We start from the raw sequence: 22,991 nt of genomic DNA, 5'->3' as shown, positions 1-22,991 counted from the left end.
CTCTTTCGATCAAATGCTCGAAAGGTAAGCAACGACAGCGTTATGACCGAAGTGTTTGGCAAGCTCGATCGCTGCGACGTTGAACATCAAGCTCATTTTCAGGTTCGGCCTTGAAGTTTTGACATAGGCCGTATTGTGATCGACGCCTTGCTCTACTAGCAGCCTGACAATTTCAAGATTCCCGCTTGCTGCCGCCTCTGCTAGCGGGCTACTTGGGGCCTGACTACGTAACGGTCCTGCAATCTTCATGTCGCCCATTCCTGGAGCCGGATCGTAGCGACGCTCCCAAAGCTCGTCAGATTGGCAGGTTAAGAACTCCTTGCCGGTGTAAACGTAGTAAATCGAATCATCTTGCGCGTGAGCATCGACACCCGCAGCTAGTAATCGCCTCACCAGCTCAACATCATTGTGCTTGCAAGCCGCAGACAGCAAAGTGCTGTTGTCGTTGACCAGATGTAAGGCTCGAGGCTCTTGCGCAATGATTCGATCAATAACACTCGTCAATCGATGTTGAACAGCGGCAATTGCAATGTGATACGGATAATCGTGCGTTGTACCTTTTTTTCTGAGGGCGTCCAGTTTGTCCAGCAAATACAGTGATACGTCTTCATGGCCGTTTTCCGCCGCCAGGACAGCGGCGCGTGCCATGGTCTTTTTATCGGCCTTGAACTCCACGATGAGCTGAACTATATCCAGGCGACCTAGCCTTGCCGCCTCGCCAAGAGGGCGATTATCCCTTGAAATTACAATTGGCTGCCCCTGCTCGTCAGTCTCATCGCTTATATACGACCTACCATATTGGTCCTTGACATAAGGGTTGCATTTGCCGGACTCGATAAGCGCAGCGCAGCATTCATAGCTTCCTCTTATCACCGCAATCAAAAGAGGGGGCTCACTATGTCGCTTCTTGTTGGGATCAAAGCCCTTGTCGATCATGAGACGGATCATTTCCGCCGAGCCAAATAAAGCGGCGTAAGCGACTGGCGCCTCGTGTTCGAAATGTGCCTCGCTGCAGCCTTGCTTAAAAAACTCCCCTGCTATGCGCAATGCGTTTCTTCTTACAACAACCTCTGATATTGATCTGTGGAAAGTTCTACGGCCTTGATCATCGCAAACCCCATCCCAGTCATCCTCGAAATAATGAGACATGGAAATTCCTTGCTCAAGAAAAGCACCAATCCGTACTGCGTCATCTTGTGCAATGGCCTGGAACAATAACTGCTCCATCTCTTGGGAGACTTTAGGGGGCTTTGAATAGCTAACCGACATAGCGGGTGCTCCGCAAATTAAGAACGTCAAGAAATTATTGACGGAAAGGAATTAAGAAGCTTACCGTCAAACCACTTGAGAACCGATATTCGGGCCATGGCCATCAGTCACTCTGACGCCTCGTATGTGTAGTTCTCGGCAATGATTCGGGTTGCAAAACCTACAAGACCCGCAGCACTGAACATCAGGACGAAAATCCAGGGCCATAGGAATCTGTACCAGTTGTCATGCTTCAGATTCAACAGAGCCATGACCAGCGCGATTAGAGCAATGAGCCCGTACCCATTGATTGAAATGAAGAAAATGATAATGAAAAGAAAAGATGATTTGTGCCATGGGGTCTCTGCCCCAGCGCTTTTGGGTTCTTCTTTCATGGCTTCTTCCTATAAATGAAAGGCTGCAGCGGGCTTGTGTTCCCGCCGCAAACGAAACGCGTCCGCGCCAGCAATTAGCCGGGCTCCGATCACTGCACTGTTGAGAAGGTCGTACCCATCCTTTCCTGATCGGCCGAATACCAGATGCCAGTGACCTTGCCGGTCAGTTCCGAAACAGCGACCTGCCCGATGAAGCGGCTGTCATTGCTGCCGTCGCGGTTGTCGCCCAGCAGGTAGACATGCCCCTCCTCGACCTTCAGAGGCGCGAGCGTCAGCGAGTAGTCCCGCTTCACCCGCTCGGCCGGAGCGCCGAGAAGGCCGAGGTTACGACCGTTGTTGATCACCTCACCGTTGACGATGGCCAACGTATCCCCGGCCACAGCCGCCACGCGTTTGGTGGCCTCGATGCCTTTGTAGCGATACACCACGATGTCACCCACCTTCGGCGTGTCGTAGTGCGTGTCGGCGACGATGTAATCGCCAATCGACAGCGTCGGGACCATCGAGCCGGAAGGAATGTAGTAGAGGGCATATCCGAGCACGCTGGAGCGCAGCGTGAAGATCAATACATAGGTGAGCGCCACGATGGGCAATGCATATAAAAAGTGGGTGACGGCACTCGGACGCGGCTCCGATTCGCTCACCTTTTCGGCAAGCGCCCCAGCCATCCAGGCTGAAGTGAGCTTCACCAGCACGATGAATGCGCCGGCTACATAGAGGCCTTCTGGGCTCGCAATCAAGCCCAGAAGGCCCGCAAGCGTGATACCTCCGTACAACAGGCCGACGACGACCAATGCCCACTTGAGCCTGCCCACATACATCAACCCCCAGCCGGCCACCAGGAACGACATGAGGAATGCGAGCATTGGATTTCTTTGAGCGTTCATAAGCGGTGCCACTCCCTTGAGCACTGATTCTGGCGGGCGCTGGATGATGCCCGGCGAACGATCTGGACGCTACTGGCAGTTGGTGTTCTGAGGCGCCGTCACTCTCGTCCCCACTGACTTGCCTGCGCAGACACGCTGCTGGCGCATACCGCTGGAGTCATGTCGTCGCCCTCCCCAGCAAACCGGCCTCAGGCAGATTTACTGCGGGTTCGTAACTTCAAATCAGATATCCTTCCGCCCTCCTGGCAATTCCTGCCCCCCGGTATACGCAGCGGCTGTGAGCCTTTTCCGTCACAACGCTGGCTATGTCGCTCACCCACAATTTGGTACTGCACAGTTCCATGAAGAAACTCATAGCGATCTCCGTCATCCTTCTAAGCGGCTGTTCAATCTTTCCTGAAACCAAGGAGGAGCTGCTGCAAACTGGCACCAAAAGCCCGGAATACTGCTTCAACGACGAGAGCGAACTGGTTGCCAGACGCGTCGAGACCTACCTGTCGAAGTGCTTTAGGCCAAGCTACGTTCGCACTGGGTACGTCACCGGCTTCGCAAATAACCAGCAGGTGAAGAAAGAAGTAAGCAATGGAGCCACTGGGCTTTCTGTTTACTCGCCATCAGGCGCGGACGCCGGCTATTTCTTGCATGCCCTGATTTCAAAAGGCGACGCCATTTGCAAGACAAGAATGTCCATTACCGCTTACAACTTTGCGTGGGAAAGACATTTTGGAAGGCTGAAGGAAAGCGCTGAGGGAAACGAGCCGGGATGTGGCCTTTGAATCAACTACACATTGAGAATCCGTGTTGACTGCCTAATGGAAAATTTACTTACAAGAACAATCAAGGAGGAAATAGCAAAGTGGCATGCATTTCCTTGGTGGCCTACTGACCCAATGGATCCCGAATTTGATAGGGAAGCCAAGAGCATTGCAAAGCAGCTTGGACGTATTCACTCGGAAAGAGATGCCGCGCTCTGCCTTAGCCGTGTATTTACTTCGTCATTTCAGGCCTGCCCGCAGTTTTCACCTGAGGCATGCCTTGAGCCAGGCAGGTCGCTGTATGCTCGGCTGGTTGCGGAGAGGCTTATTTTCTGAACTCAGGGAGGAGGCGATGTGAAAATTTCTCGGCAAAGCGAACTGCATGCTCACCGCCCGAAGAGAGCTAATCTTGTCCTATTTTGATGCTTTCAGTTTCCCGAAACTCATCCAGTGTTGCCTGGAAATTCGACCGCTTGAATATCAGCTTGGGTATAGCGTCGAGCCAGTCAACCGCGGGACTCTCCTCTTTGATCGATCCGTTCAACAGGCCGAATCGGCACCACTGGATGTGTCGCTCATTCGAGAGCTGTTCAACGACGATAACGCTGCAGCACAGGTCTAGATCATCGGGGCAAACGAGCAAGGGAACCAGAGTCTTCCACTCAGGTGCAATGGAGTAAATCCGATCCCACACCATCAGGGTCTCTTCATAGTTATCCAGCCCGGCATGGGCGGCTACGAGGTCAAGTTCAGCAGCGGGATTCTGGCTCGGAAGCCAGACCTCCAATGGCACACCATCTATAGCGAAAGTCGTGTAGGGGGCACTGCTATATCGGGACGTATGTTTGATGATTGATAAAACGTTGATCATTTCACTCCCTGCTCCTCAAGCGAACCGACTGGGTCAACTCTCAGCAGCTGGACGCCTCAAGCCTCTTTCCCATGCGGGCTGGGCAGATCGTTGCGTTCGAGCAGGTATTCCATCGAGTTGTTGATCGCCCACACCAGAAGCGCATCCAGCGTCATGTCGAGGGGTTTGCCGCTCAACAGCGGTTCAAGCCGCTGCACGGTGCCGGGGTAGTCTTCGGTGTGGAAGCGGAACCGCCCGTAGTTGCCGTGGCGGTCCACCAGGAGGTAGGTGCAGTAGTGGTCATCGTCCGACCAGCGCCCGAAGCAGAAGTAGTTGGCGCTCAGGTGCGCGATCTGTTCTTCCGTCAACTCTTCCCTGGCGAAGTACTCGCCGAAGTTCCAGGCGATCGCCGGGCAGAACGCGTGCAGGCACGGGTAGGAGGTCGAGGTCGAACGCCCGTAGATCTCGAGGATGCGACGGTCGCCCCAGCGGCCGCGATCCGCAATGACGTCGTAGATGGCGAAGCGCTTCCTGAACAGTGCCTTCAGCTCCTCCGGCATCGCGAACGCATGCTGCGTCTCGGCGCTCAGCAGGTCCTCGTCGGATACAGCGCCCGACCACTCGAACAGCGTGCCGTCCTGGAAGTACTCGTCGAAGTACAGCTCATAGGTTTCCCCTTCCTCGTCGTAGAACGCATGCAGGCTCAGGCAGAACGACTCGAAACGGCTCAGTGCCTCAGGCCAGGTCTCGTCCGCCCCGCCACGGAGATGCTCGCCGTAGCTGTTTTCACCAGCGGGTTTGGGCTGGATGCCGAGGATGCCTTTGATTTTCTTGAACACGATGGGGGCCTGATGAGGGTCTGGAGGATGCGAGGACATTAGATGAAAAGGACTCTACGCACCTTGGCGTAGTTATCGAATCGAGTACTGGCTAGCAGGATGGCCCACTCCCTCCCCCAATACGCTCTCGTTTGCCTGCCAAACGTAGACACACAGCCGACAGCTTCTTAATCTCCAAAAACATTTCCGCCGCCTTGGATGGCTCGGACTGTTAGCGCTCCAAGCAACCGACTCAAAAGACAAGGAAGGTCATGCACCAAGGATTGATCCGCTTTACAACGCTCGCTCTCGACCGCGACTCAGGTCATACAACCGGAATTCTAGTGGCCGCACATGACCTTAGAGACATCGGGGATCTCACCGTCAGCGAACACTCGGAGCTGCGGAGTTCACTGGTCTGGTTCAACGAGAATCTGACTGTCCCAGGTGTGCTCAAGTCCATAGAACATCGCCGTGCCATCTCCTGGTTCAAGCCTGCGGCCACCGAAGCCATCCAACGCATGTGGCACCTGAAGACCCTCTTGGAACTTCATGGCCTCCACGTTGACGTGCTTCGAACCTCTGTGCCCGGTTCAGTTGTCTACGAAGATGAGTGGCAGATCATCGCTAAGCCTGCCAAGGGGCAGCGCTACTAGAAGGATTATTGAGCCTACGTAGTCAAGCGCTACCAATATAAAAACACGAAATACCAAGCACTCTTCCACGCAAAAAGAAGGTTTACAGGGATGGCCGAATACAGGGCAACAGTTACAGCGGATCTATCAAAAACCGAAAGCTATGAAGGCAGCAGGAGCTTTTTAGAAACACTGTACTCAGCAAGCGAAGACTGTGACACCGAAAAAGAACTTGAGATATTTCTAGCATCACAAAAATTCGAGTACAGACCGCGCGAATTCACATGGCACGAATACCTTTCCGCCATAGAAGACCTGTCAATAAAAGAAGAAGAAAAAACCTTCAAAGCTCTATTCGTCCTTGGCGATGGTGCAATTGATTTCTGCAACGAGCTAAATCTGCTTCTAAAGAAAATCAAAGCCAAGCGAATAAAAATAGAACTCATCTATGACGGGGATCAGGAAAAAATTGACTGGAAAGCACTGGGCAGCTCACAAAAGGTATCCGCACCATTTCTGAGGAAATCTGAAACCCTGCTGATTAACGGCGCTAGCGGTTACTACAATCTAGTGTCGAAAACCGGTGTTTTGCTCGGTAAGCTAAACATCGAGCTTGGCCACTTGGAAGGGGAACAGACCATATTCAACAAATATGGCAATGTGTTGTGCATCATTAGCTTCAAGTCCGGCATCCCCCACGGAAAACTCAAAGCGCACTACCCAGATGGCGCCAGCATGTTGGAAGGAACTTTTAATGAAGGCGTGCTGGACGGTGCATTCTTCGGCTGGGAAAACAATGGACACATAAAAATAAAGTCGAACTACAAAAGTGGTTTACTGCACGGAGCCCAGTGCATTCACATGAGTACAGAGGAAAATCCCCACCTTCAAGCAAATTATAAAAACGGTCTACCGGATGGACCGGCGATGTGGAGGACTGGCGCTATAACCGATAGATCCCGTCATGCGGAATTCAAATCTGGCAAACCCACCGAACGCATCGGCGAGATCGATATGGCTTGCCTGGAAACACTTGAAGACAAGCTGGCTCCTCATGAAAGCATCATGATGTTTATTGTCCCCCAGCAATTCTACGAGTTGATCTCAAAGCACACTCTCGAGCCATCCTCGCCCTGACGCCGGCCCATGTAGAAGCGCTGATCGTATCAGCCCCAGATACTTGATTCCGTACAGTCGTCGAGCGAATTAATGTTGTAGGCAGCATCGCATGACCGCTTCTGGCCGATAGCCGTCGTTTACAAGTGGCATTATGGGGCTCAGCCGCCTGGCAAGCCCCATACAAGCCTCCATCTATAGCGCATCATTCTAAGGCTTAAAGAACAGTAACCACCCCGCCCCTTGCCCTAGCTCCCTCCTCTCCCTATCCTCCCCCCGCCACGGTCAATCCCGTGGCCGGGTTTAGCGACCCGAAAGACATTGGCGCGATTGCGCCAGCTGGTGCATGCGAGAAACGGCGGATGTTTCTTGCAGGCATTGGCACGCATGCAGTTTTTCTGCACCGCTCTATGGCGGACCGCGTGGGGAGACCCTCGGGTCTGCCGGATTCCAATGTCTCCGGTTCGCTAACCCCGCGCGGTCTGCCACCCTTTCGTTTAGCGACGTAGGTGGCAGCTCCTTAACCGACATTGGAGCTACACCCATGCATGACGCATCCACCCCCATCACCTTTCAACGCCACTGCCACCAATTGCGCGCCGTGATGATCGACAACCGCCCCTGGTTCGTCGCCCTCGATTTCGCGCTGATGATCGCCGCTGCCCGCCCCTATCGGTTGACCAAGCGCCTGTATCCCCACCAGCACCGTTTCGCGACGCTGCGCTTTGCCACTGGCCGTTGCGAGGAGCTGGAGTTGATCAGCGAGGCCGGGCTTTACCGGGCGTTGTACCGCTTCGGGCACCCGGAGCATTGCGCGTTGAGCCAGTGGCTCAGCGATGAGGTGATCCCGGCGTTGTACGACTATCACCGCGAGGTCGATGCCAGCCCGCGACGCATCCTGATGACCTGGGCGAACCAGCGTGTCGGCGCTCTGCGTTGGCAGGGGGAGCTGTGGATTGCGCGGCGGGACCTGCCGCATTTCATGGCGGCGCACGATGACCCTGCATTGAGTGATGGGCCGAGTTGGAAGCGGTTCTTCTAGGGCTCGGCCGGGAGCGCCGCATGAAGGTGCGGCGTTTTCTTTGCTGTGTGTACCGGGCAGGGACGGTGGGCTGAACAGAACTGTCGTGATTCACCTTGGACGTAGGGTGTGCTGCGCGCACCTGGAGCTCGCCGGCAGCACCGAGCGGCGGTGCGCACGGCACACCCTACGGCACGCGTTCATCCTGCCGGTTCTTCCACTTGAGCTCGAATGAGAAACGCCGCATGGGAATGCGGCGTTTCTTATTGCATGCACCCCAGGTAAAGGCGGGGCGCTCAGGCCGCTCTGCCCTGCCCCGCGCGGCGGCGTGATGAGAGCGGCAGCAGGTGGCGCAGTTCTTCTTCGACGATGCGGTTTTCGAGGCGCATGTCGAGCATGGGGCAGCTCAGTTCCAGGCAGTCGCCGTGCTGCAGGTGGGTGGCGACGATTTCGCTGTCGAGGCGGCTGAACAGATAATGCACCATGCCCGGCTGGAGGAACTGCGGGTGTTGTTCCAGCAGGGCTTCGCCGGCTTCCCGCGAGGCGCGCCAGGCCTGTGGGTCGAGGCGCAGGTGGGTTTCGCTGAAGCAGGCGCCATTGCGTTCGATGCGTTGGCGCAGGTGCAGCGGTTCGTCCAGTTCGCCCAGCAGCAGTTCCGAGGCCACGGCGCATTCGAGCAGGTGGGCGCGGGCGGATTGGCCCTGCAGCGGGTCGTGCAGGTCGTGGCCGAGGGTGACGCCGACGTGGAGCAACTGGCCCCGCGAGCCCACCAGGTAGATGGAGACCAGGCAGGCGTCCGCCGCGATGGCCTGGACGTGGTACGGCACTTCCAGGTCGTCGCGGTCGATGCGCAGGACGCGGCCGTTGCCCTTGTAGAACCAGCCGGCGTCGTCCCGCGCGCCCAGCGGCAGGCCGCTGACGTGGGTGAGCAGCGGGTTGTCGGGCATGGCGGGCGGGCGCAGGCGGGTTTCCTGGCGCAGGGCCGGCAGCGTGTGCGTCGGGCCCGGCAGGTGGCGCAGGTGCGCCAGGTGGTCCTGGTGGCGGCGCGCGCAGTCCTGCAGGGTCTGGTAGAGGCCGCTGCTTTCGCCGTGCACCCGCACCGTGTGCGCGGGGTCGTCGCCCAGCAGGCCGATGCGCGGCCCGCCGCTGTGTTCGATGTCGAGGACTTTCAGGTAGTCGCCCATTTCAATTACTCCCTAATAAGCAGTGCGGCGTTGGCCGGCGGTGTGGCTTCGCGGGGTGCCTGCGCGCGGCCTTCCTTGAGCCCGAGCGCCAGGCACAGGCCGGCGAGGCTGCCGGCCAGGGCCAGGTAGAGGATCGATGGCAGCCCGTGGTGGGTGGCGAGGTAGCCGGCGAGGATCGGCGCGAGGCCGCCGCCGAGGATTTCGCCGAAGCCGATGACGATGCCGGTGGCCGCCGTGAGCAGGTGCGGCGCCACCGACTCGCCCGTGAGCGGGCCGACGGTTAGGCAGATGAGGCTGAAGTTGAAGAAGGTGATGAAGAACAGCACCAAAAACAGCAACCAGGGCTCGGCAGGGGTGACGATCAGCGTGGCGACCAGCGCGGCGCTGGCGCAGAACGAGAGCAGCACCACCGGCTTGCGCCCGAAGCGGTCGGACAGGCCGGGGATGATCAGTTGCCCGACGAAGCCGCCGAAGCCGATCGCCGAGATCACCAGCGCCATCGCCTCCAGCGACAGCCCGAGGTGGTCGGTGAGGTAGCTGGGCAGCAGCGCACAGAGCACGAACTGGCAGGTGAGGATGCAGAACATGATGCCGATGTTGCGCCGCACGTTGCCGCTGCCGAGGGCCGCGAGCCACAGTCGCCAGGGCCGCTCCTGCCCGGCCTGGAGGGGTGCGGGGACGGGGCGGTAGGTGCGCTGCAGCCACCAGGCGAGGATGAACCCGGGGATGGACACGCTGATGAACACCCAGCGCCAGGAGCCGAGCCAGGCCAGCAGGCCGGCGGCGATCAGCGGCCCGAGGCCGAGCCCGAGGATGGGGAACACCGCCTGTTGCACGCCGATGTTGAAGCCGGTGCGCCGGGGGTGCGAGACCTGGGTGGTGACGCTGATGCTGGTGGGGGTGAAGGCGCCTTCGGAGAAGCCCATGAGGCCGCGCAGGAGGATGAGCCCGAGCACCCCGCCGGCCAGGGCGGAGAGCCCCGAGAGCAGCGAGAAGGCGAGCACGGAGACGACCAGCACGCGCTTGGCGCCGAGCCGTTCCACCAGGCAACCCATGCCCAGGGCGGAGACGCCCCAGGTGAGGGCCAGGGCCGCGGAGATGTTGCCGAGGTCCTGATAGTCCAGCTGCAGGTCGCGCATGATCAGCGGGAACAGCGGCAGGATGATGAAGCGATCCAGCCCCACCAGGCCGAAGCTCAGCGACAGCAGGATCACCATGCGTGTTTCGTAGCGGGCATCCCAGCCCGTGTCGCTTGCCTGCTCGCGCATGGCCAGCCCTCCTCTTCTAAGGAGCCGAAAAGGGTGGCGCGGGTTACCCCGCGCCACCGTGCCCGAGCGTGCTCAGGCTGCCCATTCACCGAGTGCCATTTCGGCGGTGAAGCCCGGCCCGAACGCGGCGAGCAGGCCTTTGCTGCCGGGTTTGGGGGAGCTGTCGAACTGCCGGCGCAGGACGTCGAAGACCACCACGCTGGCGATGTTGCCGGCCTCCGACAGGCTGGTGCGCGAGAGCGAGACGCGCTCGGACGGCAGGTCCAGGTGGCGGACCAGTTCGTCGAGGATCTTGCGGCCGCCGGTGTGGAAGATGAAGAAGTCGTTCTGCGCGCAGTTCTGCTGGTAGCCGGCCTGGTTGAGGCGCTCGATCACCGGCGCGACGTCCTTGATGGAGTTCATCACGGCCTTGTCGAGGGTGAAGTGGAAGCCGGTGTCCTTCACGTCGTACTTGATGAAGTGCTCGCTCTTGGGCAGGAAGAACGAGTCGGTGGCCTTGATGCGGAAGCCCTTGGCCTCGTCGTCCGCACGCAGCACGCAGGCGGACACGGCATCACCGAACAGCGCCGCCGAGATGAAGGAGTGCAGCTTGGTGTCGTCCGGCTGGTAGCACAGCGAGGAGAACTCCAGGGAGACGATCAGCACGTGGTTGTCGGCCTTCAGGGTGGCGAAGTCGTGGGCGCGGTTGATGGCGGCGGCGCCGGCCACGCAGCCGAGCTGTGCGATGGGCAACTGGATGGTGGAGTTCGGCAGGCCGAGGTCGTTGATCAGGTGGGCGGTGAGCGACGGCATCATGAAGCCGGTGCAGGAGGTGACGATGACCATGCGCACGTCCTCGGGCTTGAGGCCGGCGTTGTCCAGCGCCTGGCGGGCGGCGGCGGATGACATCTCGCGGGCGGCACGCTCGTAGACGATGCTGCGGTGGGTGAAGCCGGTGTGGATGGCCAGCTCGTCGATGGGCAGCACGAGGTGGCGCTCGTTGACCTCGGTGTTGAGGATCATGCGCTTGGCCAGGGCCATGCGCGGGTGGTCGCTGTGCAGGCTTTCCAGATGCTCGATCATCTGCTGCTGGGTGATCTTGTGTTGCGGGAACAGTACGTGGGGTTGGCAAAGAGTCGACATGTTGAATCCTCGTTGATCGTTCAAAATTTGTTCATTCAGTGGGTAGGAACCCGTTCTTCAGGCACAGCCAAGCCCGTCAGCGCTGGCATGGGCCAGCACTTCCCGGGGGGCAGCGGCAGGAGAAAAGGGCGTAAACCGCACGCCGGAAAATGACGTTCTTGTTTTAGCTGCCACGGAGCCCTTCCGGGCCCCGCGGCAAGAGCCTCAGTGGTCGAGTACGAACTTGTAGGCGTACTGCCAGGCCAGGTTGCTTTCACGCACCTGCTTGCGCACCACCATCCTCACGCGGGCGCCGACCTTGAGCTGGGCCGGGTCGACGACGTCGACGATCTCGGAGGCGATCACCAGGCCGTCGTCCAGCCGCACCATGGCGATGTGCCGGGGCACCACTTCGCCGTAGCCCATGGCCGCGAGGATCGGGTTCTCGGCATTGGCCATGACTTCGATATGGCCGGTGCGCTCGCAGCGGTAGGCGCTGACCTTCAGCGAGTTGCAGGCGCCGCAGACGGTGCGCCGGGGGAAGAAGATCTCGTGGCATTCGTCGCAACGGCTGCCTTCGAGCCGGTACTTGCCGCCGTGCTCGCGCCATTCGCGGAGCATGCTGGCGGTGGTCATCCGATGGATCTGTTCGGGGTAGAGAGACATGGTCGACACTCCTCAGTCGTTGGCCAGGACGATCACCGAGTTATGGGCGGCGTAACCCCCCAGGTTCTGCGAGACGGCGATACGGGCGCCGGGAACCTGGTTGGTGGACTCGCCGCGCAACTGGCGGAACAGTTCGGTGATGTGCAGGATGCCGTCGGCGCCGGAGGCGTGGCCGCGTCCGATGTTGCCGCCGTCGGTGTTCAACGGCAGTTGGCCGTCCAGGGCGATGCCGCCCTCGCGGACGAAGTCGCCGGCCTGGCCGGGTTTGCACACGCCCATGGATTCCATCTGGATGAGCCCGGCGCCGAGCAGGTCGTAGACCTGGGCGACGTCGATGTCCTTCGCGGTGATGCCGGCCTTCTTGTAGGCGATCTCGGCGCAGGCGATGGAGTTGGCCGAGACGGCCATGCCGACGTCCTGGGGCAGGCCCGGGTACTTCAGCGTCGGGTTGTGGTAGCGGGTGCCGTAGTAGTGCGACACGCCGGTGTAGGCGCAGCCCCGCACGAACACCGGTTTGTCGGTGTACTTGTGGGCCAGGTGCTCGGCCACGAGGATGGCGCAGCCGCTGGCCTCGCCCCAGGCGAGCATGGAGCCGCAGGCTTCGGTGCGCTTGAGCTCTTCGAGGCTGGGGATGGGGTGGCCATAGCGGGTGGAGCCGGGGGTGTTGTGGGCGTAGATGCGCATCTGCCGGCCGAAGCTGGCGAGCACGTCGGCCTCGCGACCGGCGTAGCCGTACTTGTGGAAGTACTCGGCGGTGGCCAGGGCGAAGGCGTCGGTGTGGGAGATGCCGAGGAAGTAGTCGTACTCGCACTCGGTGCTGGAGCCGATGTACTCGGCGTAGTTGAAGTGGTCGGTCATCTTCTCGAAGCCGCCGCACAGGACGATGTCGTATTCGCCGGAGGCCACCATCTGGTGGGCCATCTGGAACGACACCGAGCTGCTGGTGCAGTTGGCGGTGCTCATGAAGGTGGGCGCGGGGCTGATGCCGAGGGCGTCGGACAGGGTCGGGCCGAGGCCGCCGTATTCGGAAATGCCCTCGCCGTGGTAGCCATAGGCGACGCCCTGGATTTCACGCGGGTGCATCTTGGCGGCGTGGATGGCCTCGTAGGCGGACTCGACGATCATTTCCTTGAAGGTCTGCCGGACGCGGGAGTTGCCGGGTTTCGGCGTATGGGCGGCCGACACGATTGCAACGCGACGTGCAGTCATGGTTGTGCTCCTTGCAGTACGGGCGGTCAGAGGTAGGCGGTCAGGGCGTAGTCGGCGCGCAAATACTTGAATTCGTATTTGATCGACGTGCCGTAATCCACGTACACCTTGTTCTCCAACACCTTGCGCAGCGGCTTGGTGCGCTGCTGGTAGGCGAGGATGGCGTCGGTGACCGTCAGCGCGATGGCATCGCTGCCGGCGCCGAACCCGTACGACGAGAGGAGGATCTTCTGCCCCGGGCGTGCCTGGTCGAGCACGTTGATCAACCCCAGCAGCGGGCTGGCCGAGCCGGTGTCGCCGACGCTGCCGGCGTAGATGCCGGGCTCGATCTGGCGCGCCTCGAAGCCCAGGTGGCGACCCAGCGAGCGGGGGGTGGAGACGAGGTTCTGCTGGAACACCGCATAGTCGTAGTCATGGCTGGAGGTGCCGAGCTTCTTGAACAGGCCGTGCACGGCGCGAGCGGTCTGCTCTTCCAGGCCGATGCTGTTCTTGTCGGAGCCCAGGCCCATGCCGGAGCGGATGTAGCGCTCGCCTTGCGGGCGGATGTTGTCGGCGACGTCGGCGGCGCAGGAGAAGCTGCCGTCGAACTCGGCGATCAGGTTGTCGCGGCCCAGCAGCAGCGCGGCGGCACCGGCGCCGGCGTAGGCTTCGGTGAGGTCGCCCGGGGCGGTGTTGCGGTTGATGGTGTCGGCGCCGATGGCCAGGGCGTTGCGGGCCATGCCGGAGGCGACCAGGGCGTGGCCGATCTGCAGGGCCGAGGTGCCGGACTTGCCGGCGAACTGCACGTCGGCGCAGAAGGCGTCGTAGCCGCTGCCGAGCATCTCCAGGATCACCGCCGCCGAGGCGCGGGATTCATAGGGGTTGGTGCAGGTTCCCAGGTACAGGGCGTCGAGCTCGGCGATACCGCCCTGCTCCACCGCCTGCTGGGCCGCGAGGGCACCCAGGGTGATGACATCTTCGTCCGGCTGGAGCACGGCACGTTCGGTTATCCCTAACTGATCCCTGACCAGTCTCAGGTCGGCGTTACGCCAGACGCTGAGCACGTCTTCGACTTTCAGGCGGCACACGGGCAGCCCGTAGCCGTAACTGACAATTCCTGTCTTATGCACGGTCGTATTCCTCTTGAGCACATTTTCATTGAGACAAGCCATCCCTTGCCGTCCGGAATGGGCAGCACGCAAATCACATCGAAAAAGGAGTACCTGCTTGTTGTTGTTCTGATAGGTGGGAACGACGCGATGTTCGCTCGCCACAGGTATCCGCGACGTCCGCAGGTTGTCACGGGCACCGACCACCGCCACGCAGCGCTTACGCTTGAGCGTGCTGTATCTCTCAGCATTGACGCTGCAAAGTGCCACTGCGTGAAAATCTCTTTGTCTTCGTTGCCTCTCATCAGAGATACGAAACGTGCCGTATCGTATTTAGGAAACAATTCAACAGCCGTCACCTAAAGAGAAAAGGAAACCGGTAGCCTTGGTTCTATCTGCCTGTGATATGTGACCGCCGACCCGATCCCCTCATCTCAAGAGGGATTTTGTTACAGTACAACTAACCGAAACGGTCCGTATCGTTTCGTAAAAACGAGCCTATACCTTAGAATTCGTTTGTCAATACATTTTCTATGGGGACTTTGCCTTGAATCGAACCCGCTCCAGGAGCTCCATCGGCTCGCTACGTAGCCCGCATGCGCACAAAGCCATCCTCAAATCGACGACAGAAATTCTGACGGAAAGTGGCTATGCGGGGTTGAGCATCGAATCCGTCGCGCGACGGGCCAGTGCCAGCAAACCGACGATCTATCGCTGGTGGCGGAACAAGGCAGCCCTCATAGCGGAGGTCTACGAGAAGGAAAGCGAGCAGGTCAGGGTTTTTCCGGAATTGGGCTCGTTCCGCGAAGATCTATCCTTCCTGCTGCACAATCTGTGGAATATCTGGAGGGAAACCATTTGCGGCCTGGCCTTCCGCAGCGTCATCGCGGAAGCCCAGCTGGACCCGGAAACGCTCGAGGAGCTCAAGGACCAGTTCATGGAACGGCGCCGGGAAGTACCCAAGCGCCTGGTGGAAAATGCGGTGAATCGCGGTGAGCTGCCGAAGGACATCAACCAGGACCTGCTGCTCGACATGATCTTCGGGTTCTGCTGGTACCGGCTGCTCACCGATCAGTTGCGCGCCGAAGAGGACATCGACGACTTCATCAACTTGCTGATCAACGGTGTCTGCTCATCCCCCGCCACCTGAAGCAGGAACAGGACCCGCAGGGAGCGCGGGTCGTCCAGGTCAGGCCGGATCGCCGGAGAACTCGCGGTAGAGTTCCGGCAGGAAACTCGCCAGGTGATTGAACTCGCACAGGTCGTGCACCGCGAACTCGAACGCCAGCTCTTCCAGCCCGGCAGCGTCCAGGCCCAAGCCGGCGAGCAGGGCCTCCGCGCGTTCGGCGCCGGGGAACCGCGCCATCGAGGGATGCGCACCGACCCAGTAACGGCTGGTCAGCCACATCCCCTCTTCCATTTCCTTGAACAGGTGGATCATCAGCGACACCGGCACGTCCGGCTCCTGGGCCAGGCTCATCAGCGCACTGACGCTGCCGTCGATCTTCGCCTCGCGGTAGAGCGCCGGGTCCAGCCCCAGCTGCGCCGGCTCGTGGAAGTCGATCTTCAGGTCCATCAGCCGGGAGCCGACGTATTCCGTGGCGCAGAAGCTGTTGCCGTACAGCCGGTGCCGGAAGCAGCGGTCGGTGTCGCAGAGCTTGTGGGCATCGAGGCAAGGGTTCTTCACATGGGCATAGGGGAACCAGAGCATGTAGCGCTCGGCCTCGAGCGGGTGCCAGAGGAACCACCACTCGAACATCCGTGCGCTGCAGCCCGGAAAGAACTTGCGGCTCTGGACATAGGCCATCGGCCCGCTCAACAGTGCGTACCCGGCCTCCGCGCTGGCGTAGTCCGGATCGAGCAGCCGATTGATGTCCTCGACCGAGGGGCTCAGCGTCTGCTCCCGCGGCAAAGGCCCTTGTTGCAGTAGGCGCATGGCCGATAGCGGCACCCGCATATCGCCGCTGAAAAAGCGCGCATAAGGCTTGCCGCGAATCGCTTCGCGGTTGCGCAGGAACTGCTTCTGCATGGGCAGGGAAAAATAACTGAATGGCACCATCACGCGTGTTTGCATTGAAGTAACCTGCATCGTTGGCTCGATGGGATCAGGTGCGGACGGATCACATATCTCACCTTCCTGCGGGAAGGTGTCGGCCCCTGAGACGCTAGGACAGGCTAAAAGCAAAGTCAAATTTGAATTTAAACTAAGACGAAAAGAGTCGGTTCCATGACAACTACCGAGCAGCAGGCCCCCAGCCGGGCGCCTCGCCAGGACGGCCAGGCCACACGCCAGCAGATTCTCGAGATCGCCGGGCAGGTTTTCGCCGAACGCGGCTTCGCCAATGCCACCAGCAAGGAGATCTGTGCGCGCTCGCAAGCCAACGTCGCCGCCGTGAATTACCACTTCGAGGGCAAGGACGGGCTCTACACCGCCGTCCTGCTGGAAGCCCACCAGCGCATCATGACCCTGGAGACGCTGGAAGCGCTGACGGCCAGCGAGCTTACCGGCGAGGAAAAACTGCGCCGGCTGATCACGGAGCTGCTGGCGAGTCTCGGCAGTCCTCGCCTGGCCTGGCCCGCCAAGGTACTGGCGCGGGAGCTGCTGTCACCCTCCCCGCTGCTGCCGGCCGTATTGAAGAAAGAATCCTTTCCCAAGGCCCTCGCCACCCGGCGCATCATCGGCGAGCTGCTAGGCCTGCCGGAGGATGACCCGGCCGTGCTGCGCAGCGCCCTGAATATCTTTTCGCCCTGCCTGTTCCTGCTGATCGCCCACGACACCCTCAGCACGACCGTGCTCCCGGGCCTGGATACTGAACCTCAACCGCTGCTGGAGCACATGCTGACGTACGCCCTGGGCGGGCTTGCAGCGATTGGCGAACACCGCCGCAACGGCGGCGCTTAACGAACGCCGTAGCCCGGGGCTAGGTCAAGCGCCTTCCTGGGCTGAAGCCCGGGCTACGCCTGGCGGCCCGGCTATTGCGCTTCGCCATCCCAGGGCTTGCCGTCCAGCGGTCGGGCCCGCGCTTCCTCGGCCTCATCCAGCCCATCGCCCGCGCCGATCTCGCCGCCCCTCACCACGGACAGATCCTTGTCCGCCGGCACTACACCACCCGGGTCACGGCCGACACGGGTCTCGTTCTCGTCGATCAGGGTCTCGGGGCTGAGGTCATCGGCGGAGACGCCGTCCTCGTGCAGGCTGCGCCCCAGCGTCTCGCCGCCCGACATGCCGGCCTCACGCACGCGACGGTCAGGGAACTCACGCTCCACCTCTTCCTCCGGGCGCAGGTCGCCCACGCGCCCCTGGCGCTCGTCCTTGCGGTCACTGAAATCCAGCTGCTCCATGGACCCCATGCGGTCCTCGATGTCGTCGATCTCCCGAGGGGTATAGGGCTTGCGTTCACTGCTGCTCATGGCGGCTCTCCTGCTTGGCGTGTTCAAGGTGGACCGGCCAACACCCGCAAAGATTCAGGCTTATCGATGGCCTGCATGCCCGCCACAAGCCAACGCCCAGGCAAAATCTAGAATTCACTTTAAGTTATGTAAATTCATGTATATCAATGAGTTAAGAGATATACATAAAGTCATGAGATAGGAGATTTGTCGCCAGATACCCCTCAGCCCTGTGGCGACGAGCCAAATGATCACGGTGCGACGCACATGGCGCACCGAGCGCTCATGGCCAGCCTGAAAAGCACCAGGCTTTCGATTTTTAATTCTTATTTATCAATGATTTATGAAAGATATCTAAAAATAAAATCAACCTTAAGCTCTTGGAGCATGGCCTTGCCTGGCCCTCTGGAACGGGGCGCAACCTGACCTCGGAGCATGCCGCCGCCGCTCGCTCCGGATGGCGAAACCACACGAACTTTCCTCGCCCCCAAGGCATCAGACCCTATGACCCCGCTCTTCGGGGCCTGCTGCCCTGCCTGCCGTTCGGGCATGCCATCACGTGCATCCAACAGTCCTGCCATCAGCACTGAGAGAGCCCGATGAACCGCACCGCACTGCTCGACCGCTACCTGCAAGTCCGTGGCCACAGCGAATCCCTGGTGGCGCCCCTGAGCGAAGAGGACATGGTCGTGCAGTCCATGCCCGATACCAGCCCGGCCAAATGGCACCTCGCGCACACCACCTGGTTCTTCGAAACCTTCCTGCTGGCGCCGAACATCGCGGACTACAAGGTTTTCGACCTGGGCTTCGCCTACCTCTTCAACTCCTACTACGAGGCCCTCGGCCCACGCCAGCCGCGCCCCCAGCGCGGGCTGCTGACCCGACCACCGGTGTCGCAGGTCATGGCCTACCGCCGCTACATCGACGAACACATGCATGCACTGCTGCAGGACGGCATCACGGACGAGTTGGGCGCCCTCGTGGAGCTCGGCCTGGCCCATGAGCAGCAGCATCAGGAACTGCTGCTCATGGACCTGCTGCACCTGTTCAGCCGCTCGCCCCTGCACCCGGCCTACGACACCCGCTGGCGCGAGCCGGGTGGCGACCGGCCGGCGCGCTTCGTCGCCCTCGCCGGCGGCCTGGTGGAGATCGGCCACGACGGCCAGGGCTTCGCGTTCGACAACGAGGGGCCGCGCCATCAGGTATTCCTGCCCCCGTTCCAGATCGCCGACCGCCTGGTGAGCAACGGCCAATGGCTGGCGTTCATCGAGGCAGGCGGCTACTCCCGCGCCGACCTCTGGCTCTCCGAAGGCTGGGCAAAAGTTCAGGAAGAAGGCTGGGAAGCCCCCCTGTACTGGCGGCAGGATGGAACGGGCTGGATGGAGATGGGCCTCGGTGGCCTGCGCCCGCTGCAGCCGACATCACCGGTGACCCACATCAGCTACTACGAAGCCTGCGCCTACGCGACCTGGGCGGACGCCCGCCTGCCCAGCGAAGCGGAATGGGAAGTCGCGGCGCGCGCGGGGCTGCTTGGCCAGGTGGAGGATTGCGCCTGGCAGTGGACCGGCAGCGCCTACCTGCCCTACCCCGGCTTCCATCCCTCCGCCGGCGCGGTGGGCGAGTACAACGGCAAGTTCATGGTCAGCCAGATGGTCCTGCGCGGCGGCGCCAGCATCACCCCGGCCGGCCACGCACGGCCCAGCTACCGCAATTTCTTCTACCCGGCCCAGCGCTGGATGTTCTCCGGCCTGCGACTGGCCCGCGACGCCCGCGCCGACGAGCAGGCCAGCGAGCACGAAGGCTTCGCCGAGGACGTGCGCAGCGGGCTCGGGGCGCCGAACAAGAGCCTGCCGCCGAAGTACTTCTACGACGCCGCCGGTTCCGAGCTGTTCGAAGCCATCTGCCGCACCCGCGAGTACTACCCCACGCGCATGGAAACGGCACTGCTGGGCGATATCGCCAGGGAGCTTTCAGCGGTCATCCCACCTGGCGCGGCGCTGGTGGAGTTCGGCAGCGGTGCCAGCCTGAAGACCCGACTGCTGCTGGACGCGGCACCGCAGATCGGCCTCTACCTGCCCATCGACATCAGCGAGTCGGCCCTGCGCAAGGCCACCGCCATGTTGCTGGGCGCCTATCCGGATCTCTGCGTACTGCCCCAGGTGGGTGACTTCACCCACCTGCCGCACCTGCCGCAAGCGGCCGCCTCCCGGGCACGGGTGGCCTTCTTCCCCGGCTCGACCCTGGGCAACTTCAGCCCGGCGGAGGCGCTGCGCTTCCTGCGCTCGGTGCGCCGCTTCCTCGGTCGCGACTCACGCCTGATCCTGGGCCTGGACATGCAGAAGGATGTCGCCACGCTGGAGGCCGCCTACGACGACGCCGACGGCATCACCGCACAGTTCAACAAGAACCTGCTCGCTCGCATCAACCGCGAACTGGATGGCGACTTCGACCTCGACGCCTTCGCCCACCTGGCGCGCTGGAACGCGCAGGACCGCTGCATGGAGATGTTCCTGGTCAGCCTTCACGAGCAGGAAGTCCGCGCCGCCGGCCGGCGCTTCCACTTCACCGCCGGGGAGCGCCTGCACACCGAGTGCTCGCACAAGTACAGCCTGGAAGGCATCGCCGAGATGGCCGCCGAATCCGGCTGGCGCCTCGCCCGCCACTGGCTGAGCCCGGAACCGCAGGTGGGGATATTCGTGTTGGAGAGTGGTTGAGGCTGCTGAGGGCACCTGAAGCTGGCAGGCGCCCGGCTCAGCCTCATACACCAACGCCGTCTTCGCACATGAGCATCTGCCTGGGCGATCTCATCGCTACGATGCATGCCATTGCGACCCAGGCCGTGCCTACCGACAGCGGCATGGCCACCCCGTCATTGCGCCTATCACCGTGAAGGAACAGGCCTGAGCCTGATGTGCCTGCGGGCAATCTGCCGGTCAGATTTCCTTACTCATCTCCCGCAACCCCTTGCAATACAAACACCTGCTCCACAACAGCGGAAAAAACCACTGACGCCCCCACCGGAAGGTGATCGACGGGGTCGCCCTAGCATCTGCGCTCGCCCTTTCACAGACACAAGGATGAAGCCGATGCCAGCCCTCAAAACCACGCTCCACGCGCCCCAGCTATTGCTGCTGGCCATGCTTGGCGCCCAGGCTTCCAATGCACTGGCCGACACCCCCAGGCTTCCGCCGGGTAGCACCCTTACCGCCGAGTCCCATTTCGCGCCACCTGCCGTCCTGCGGCAGGTGCCATTACCCGGCAACCTCCCCGCTACTCCCCCGGTCTCATCAGTACCGAAAGCGGATGCGCCCAAACCTCCCATCAGCAGAAGCAACGGCCTGCAAGCACGCAGCAATGCTTACACCCCGCTGTGTACCTCGCTTTCGATCAACCAGCTGTACACCCTTTCCGGTGTGCAACAAGGCGGCAGCTACTGCTACCACTTCGAAATCGGCCAGCATTCCAAGACCGAAGCCGTCGTCACCGAGCAGAGCCCAGGCACTGACTTCGAACTCTTCCTGTTGAGAGACATCGGCAACGGCAACCTCCAGTTGGTCGGGCATTCCAACCAACCCGGCAATGCGGACGAATCGATCCTCGCCGTCACGCCACCCGGTCATTACTACTGGCTGATGAACGCCCACGCCTCCGACGGCTCGCCCGTCGGCTTCGGCGCACTGGTCGCCGCCCCGATCGATGCCCATGAACCCAACGACAGCCTCGAGTCGGCCACCGTCCTGCCCGACACCCTGAACGTCATCACGGGTAACTCGGACAGTGCCTGGGACTACGACTATTACGCGTTCACCAGTGTTCGCGGGCAGACGCTGCGGCTCATGTTGACGGGAGCGGAAGCTGGGACGAGTAATCGCTGGTTGTTGGAGACTTATGACGAAGGCACGTGGAAGGCGGAGAAAAAAGACACGCCATTGAATATCAAAGGACGCGCAGCCAACTATCGCTTGCAAGTCAGGGTCCGTCCAAACCCGGCCGTGGCATGGAGCCCCTATCCTCGCTATCGACTCACAATTGGCTCAACGCCATTTATGCGCAAACATTATTTGGAGGGAGAGTCAAACGTCCTGCGGATTCCGGCTTCAGCTCAGTCAACGAGTCCGTACAAATACCTAACGACACAAGCTTATCGCCAACTGACATGGTCCATGTATTTAACAGATAGCACCGGAAGCCCATTAAAAGGAATTACCCCCGTACTCTACTTGATAAAGCATCTGCGATCCGGCCAAGCAAACTATATTCCCCATCCAATTAAAACCGAAGCCAATGGCTGGGCCCACGGGACTGTAGACCTAGGGTCTTGTTATGGCGACTGGAATACAACCTTTATCGATTACGCTGGAATATACAAAAACACCTGGCGCACAGATTATAACTACGGACAATGATTTATAAGGCTACATGAAGATTCAAATATAGGAGTTGGCAGCCTTGAGAGCTACATTACTCTAGGGCATATTTGCCAGCAATCACTAATAAGTAGCGGACGCTAAATTGATTCGTGCGGGCGAGCAGCCCGCACGAACTTATTTTATACTACGGATAAATTTTGCGCTCACTCCAATGCCCATATCGGACAACACCAAACTGAGACAGATGAAGGAGGAGGCTATTGAATTCCATCGCCACGAATGCATCCGCGAAATTACTTTTGTCCAAGTGATAGCGACCAAGCCCCTCCAGATCGACATTCATATCTGATTCAACTCGCTCAATTGCCAGTTCTACATAGCGATTGGCGTACCGCAGCAACTCCTCAGAAGCATTCATCCGTGCCGACAGGCGTTGCGCCACATCATCTCTAAGCAGGCCGTTGTGGTTACGCACAATGATCTTCCCGTCGCCATCGACCGATATCCCCACCATGCCGTCTGGCATGACCGGCTCCCGCCCTGACAGCTCCCGCAGCATCTTGCCGTAGAGTTCCTGAAACCCTGCATGGGCCATATTGAGTTCTGCGTCGATCTGCTCCAGCGGACGGGCATTCTCCTTGGATGGACGCTTCGCCTGCTCCAAGGCCCAGACCTCGTAGTCGCCGCCCCCGCTCTGACCCGACGACAATTGCCCCAGCCGGTCATATGTCCGCGCCTCGATAAAGCTGTCCAGATCCTCCTGCGGCCGTTCCTGGGGTGTGGCCACTGTGCGCGTCGACTCTGCCGCCTTGGCGACTTCAGCGAGGCGGGTGTCCGAGCGGGTGGTCCAGAGTGGCAGGCTGCTGTTGATTTCCATGGCGTTCTCTCCTTTCAAGTATTACAAGGAGGTCGGCCAGAGCAGGCTAAAACTGAGAGAGTACATCGCCACTTGATCGCCCATTTATAAGTAGGACCCAGCCTACAAGGCTG

The 22,991-nt window shown here is 60.4% G+C and carries 22 protein-coding genes; 8 read left to right on the top strand and 14 right to left on the bottom strand.

What is annotated here, in order from left to right; genetic code table 11:
- Positions 1 to 9: 9 nt before the first annotated feature.
- The 3 genes from HSX14_RS15535 to lepB all read right to left on the bottom strand — a co-directional run bounded on the left by HSX14_RS15535 (position 10) and on the right by lepB (position 2,509).
- The gene (locus HSX14_RS15535; RefSeq protein WP_173175417.1) at positions 10 to 1,269 is read right to left on the bottom strand and encodes an ankyrin repeat domain-containing protein; all 1,260 of its coding nucleotides are present in this window, start codon (positions 1,267 to 1,269) and stop codon (positions 10 to 12) included.
- 107 nt (positions 1,270 to 1,376) lie between these two features.
- Positions 1,377 to 1,643: a hypothetical protein gene (locus HSX14_RS15530; protein WP_173175418.1), complete on the bottom strand. Its 267-nt coding sequence runs from the start codon at positions 1,641 to 1,643 to the stop codon at positions 1,377 to 1,379.
- Positions 1,644 to 1,732: 89 nt separating this feature from the next.
- Positions 1,733 to 2,509, bottom strand: coding sequence for a signal peptidase I (lepB, locus tag HSX14_RS15525; RefSeq protein WP_228723599.1), 777 nt, complete (start codon positions 2,507 to 2,509; stop codon positions 1,733 to 1,735).
- A 362-nt stretch (positions 2,510 to 2,871) separates the two neighbouring features.
- On the opposite strand from lepB, the gene HSX14_RS15520 reads away from it, so the two are divergent.
- The gene (locus tag HSX14_RS15520; protein WP_173175420.1) at positions 2,872 to 3,306 is read left to right on the top strand and encodes a hypothetical protein; all 435 of its coding nucleotides are present in this window, start codon (positions 2,872 to 2,874) and stop codon (positions 3,304 to 3,306) included.
- A 382-nt stretch (positions 3,307 to 3,688) separates the two neighbouring features.
- On the opposite strand, the gene HSX14_RS31215 is transcribed toward HSX14_RS15520, so the two are convergent.
- The gene (locus tag HSX14_RS31215; RefSeq protein WP_228723598.1) at positions 3,689 to 4,156 is read right to left on the bottom strand and encodes a hypothetical protein; all 468 of its coding nucleotides are present in this window, start codon (positions 4,154 to 4,156) and stop codon (positions 3,689 to 3,691) included.
- Positions 4,157 to 4,212: 56 nt separating this feature from the next.
- Entirely contained in the window at positions 4,213 to 4,974 is a 762-nt protein-coding gene (locus HSX14_RS15510) for a hypothetical protein (RefSeq protein ID WP_173175421.1), read from the bottom strand.
- A gap of 251 nt (positions 4,975 to 5,225) precedes the next feature.
- Here HSX14_RS15510 and HSX14_RS15505 point away from each other — a divergent pair, with 251 nt between their 5' ends.
- The 3 genes from HSX14_RS15505 to HSX14_RS15495 all read left to right on the top strand — a co-directional run bounded on the left by HSX14_RS15505 (position 5,226) and on the right by HSX14_RS15495 (position 7,746).
- Positions 5,226 to 5,609: a hypothetical protein gene (locus HSX14_RS15505; RefSeq protein ID WP_173175422.1), complete on the top strand. Its 384-nt coding sequence runs from the start codon at positions 5,226 to 5,228 to the stop codon at positions 5,607 to 5,609.
- A gap of 90 nt (positions 5,610 to 5,699) precedes the next feature.
- Positions 5,700 to 6,725 (top strand): toxin-antitoxin system YwqK family antitoxin, encoded by a 1,026-nt coding sequence (locus HSX14_RS15500; protein ID WP_173175424.1) that lies wholly within the window; start codon positions 5,700 to 5,702, stop codon positions 6,723 to 6,725.
- 523 nt (positions 6,726 to 7,248) lie between these two features.
- Complete coding sequence (locus HSX14_RS15495) at positions 7,249 to 7,746, top strand: BRO-N domain-containing protein (RefSeq protein ID WP_173175426.1); 498 nt, start codon at positions 7,249 to 7,251, stop codon at positions 7,744 to 7,746.
- 275 nt (positions 7,747 to 8,021) lie between these two features.
- Here HSX14_RS15495 and HSX14_RS15490 read toward each other — a convergent pair whose 3' ends face one another.
- From HSX14_RS15490 to HSX14_RS15465, 6 genes are all read right to left on the bottom strand, one after another.
- The gene (locus HSX14_RS15490) at positions 8,022 to 8,909 is read right to left on the bottom strand and encodes a fumarylacetoacetate hydrolase (RefSeq protein WP_173175428.1); all 888 of its coding nucleotides are present in this window, start codon (positions 8,907 to 8,909) and stop codon (positions 8,022 to 8,024) included.
- Between the two features lie 5 nt (positions 8,910 to 8,914).
- A complete protein-coding gene (locus HSX14_RS15485) occupies positions 8,915 to 10,177 on the bottom strand; it encodes an MFS transporter (RefSeq protein WP_172433660.1) in 1,263 nt (420 codons plus the stop codon).
- A 72-nt stretch (positions 10,178 to 10,249) separates the two neighbouring features.
- Positions 10,250 to 11,299: a type III polyketide synthase gene (locus HSX14_RS15480; protein WP_142009188.1), complete on the bottom strand. Its 1,050-nt coding sequence runs from the start codon at positions 11,297 to 11,299 to the stop codon at positions 10,250 to 10,252.
- A gap of 204 nt (positions 11,300 to 11,503) precedes the next feature.
- A complete protein-coding gene (locus tag HSX14_RS15475; protein WP_044402896.1) occupies positions 11,504 to 11,944 on the bottom strand; it encodes a Zn-ribbon domain-containing OB-fold protein in 441 nt (146 codons plus the stop codon).
- Positions 11,945 to 11,956: 12 nt separating this feature from the next.
- Positions 11,957 to 13,153 (bottom strand): thiolase family protein, encoded by a 1,197-nt coding sequence (locus HSX14_RS15470; protein WP_044402899.1) that lies wholly within the window; start codon positions 13,151 to 13,153, stop codon positions 11,957 to 11,959.
- A 26-nt stretch (positions 13,154 to 13,179) separates the two neighbouring features.
- Complete coding sequence (locus tag HSX14_RS15465) at positions 13,180 to 14,262, bottom strand: hydroxymethylglutaryl-CoA synthase (protein WP_173175430.1); 1,083 nt, start codon at positions 14,260 to 14,262, stop codon at positions 13,180 to 13,182.
- Positions 14,263 to 14,788: 526 nt separating this feature from the next.
- Between HSX14_RS15465 and HSX14_RS15460 the strand changes: the two genes are divergently transcribed.
- A complete protein-coding gene (locus HSX14_RS15460) occupies positions 14,789 to 15,391 on the top strand; it encodes a TetR/AcrR family transcriptional regulator (RefSeq protein ID WP_173175432.1) in 603 nt (200 codons plus the stop codon).
- 39 nt (positions 15,392 to 15,430) lie between these two features.
- On the opposite strand, the gene phlG is transcribed toward HSX14_RS15460, so the two are convergent.
- The gene (gene phlG / locus HSX14_RS15455) at positions 15,431 to 16,315 is read right to left on the bottom strand and encodes a 2,4-diacetylphloroglucinol hydrolase (RefSeq protein WP_173175434.1); all 885 of its coding nucleotides are present in this window, start codon (positions 16,313 to 16,315) and stop codon (positions 15,431 to 15,433) included.
- 153 nt (positions 16,316 to 16,468) lie between these two features.
- Between phlG and HSX14_RS15450 the strand changes: the two genes are divergently transcribed.
- A complete protein-coding gene (locus HSX14_RS15450; protein ID WP_173175436.1) occupies positions 16,469 to 17,143 on the top strand; it encodes a TetR/AcrR family transcriptional regulator in 675 nt (224 codons plus the stop codon).
- A gap of 71 nt (positions 17,144 to 17,214) precedes the next feature.
- Here the strand turns inward: HSX14_RS15450 and HSX14_RS15445 are convergent, their stop codons facing one another.
- Positions 17,215 to 17,652, bottom strand: a complete 438-nt coding sequence (locus tag HSX14_RS15445; RefSeq protein ID WP_173175438.1) for a phosphotransferase system, HPr-related protein — start codon at positions 17,650 to 17,652, stop codon at positions 17,215 to 17,217.
- Between the two features lie 578 nt (positions 17,653 to 18,230).
- Here HSX14_RS15445 and egtB point away from each other — a divergent pair.
- Positions 18,231 to 20,345 carry an ergothioneine biosynthesis protein EgtB gene (egtB, locus tag HSX14_RS15440; protein ID WP_173175440.1) on the top strand — a complete coding sequence of 705 codons (2,115 nt, stop codon included), beginning with the start codon at positions 18,231 to 18,233 and terminating at the stop codon, positions 20,343 to 20,345.
- 372 nt (positions 20,346 to 20,717) lie between these two features.
- A complete protein-coding gene (locus tag HSX14_RS15435; RefSeq protein WP_173175442.1) occupies positions 20,718 to 22,037 on the top strand; it encodes a hypothetical protein in 1,320 nt (439 codons plus the stop codon).
- A gap of 148 nt (positions 22,038 to 22,185) precedes the next feature.
- On the opposite strand, the gene HSX14_RS15430 is transcribed toward HSX14_RS15435, so the two are convergent.
- Positions 22,186 to 22,878, bottom strand: coding sequence for a hypothetical protein (locus HSX14_RS15430; RefSeq protein WP_173175444.1), 693 nt, complete (start codon positions 22,876 to 22,878; stop codon positions 22,186 to 22,188).
- Positions 22,879 to 22,991: the final 113 nt, after the last annotated feature.

Source organism: Pseudomonas tohonis, from assembly GCF_012767755.2.
GTDB classification, from domain to species: domain Bacteria; phylum Pseudomonadota; class Gammaproteobacteria; order Pseudomonadales; family Pseudomonadaceae; genus Metapseudomonas; species Metapseudomonas tohonis.
The sequence above is the reverse complement of the archived record's forward strand: the minus strand, read 5'-3'. Positions and strand labels throughout refer to the sequence as shown.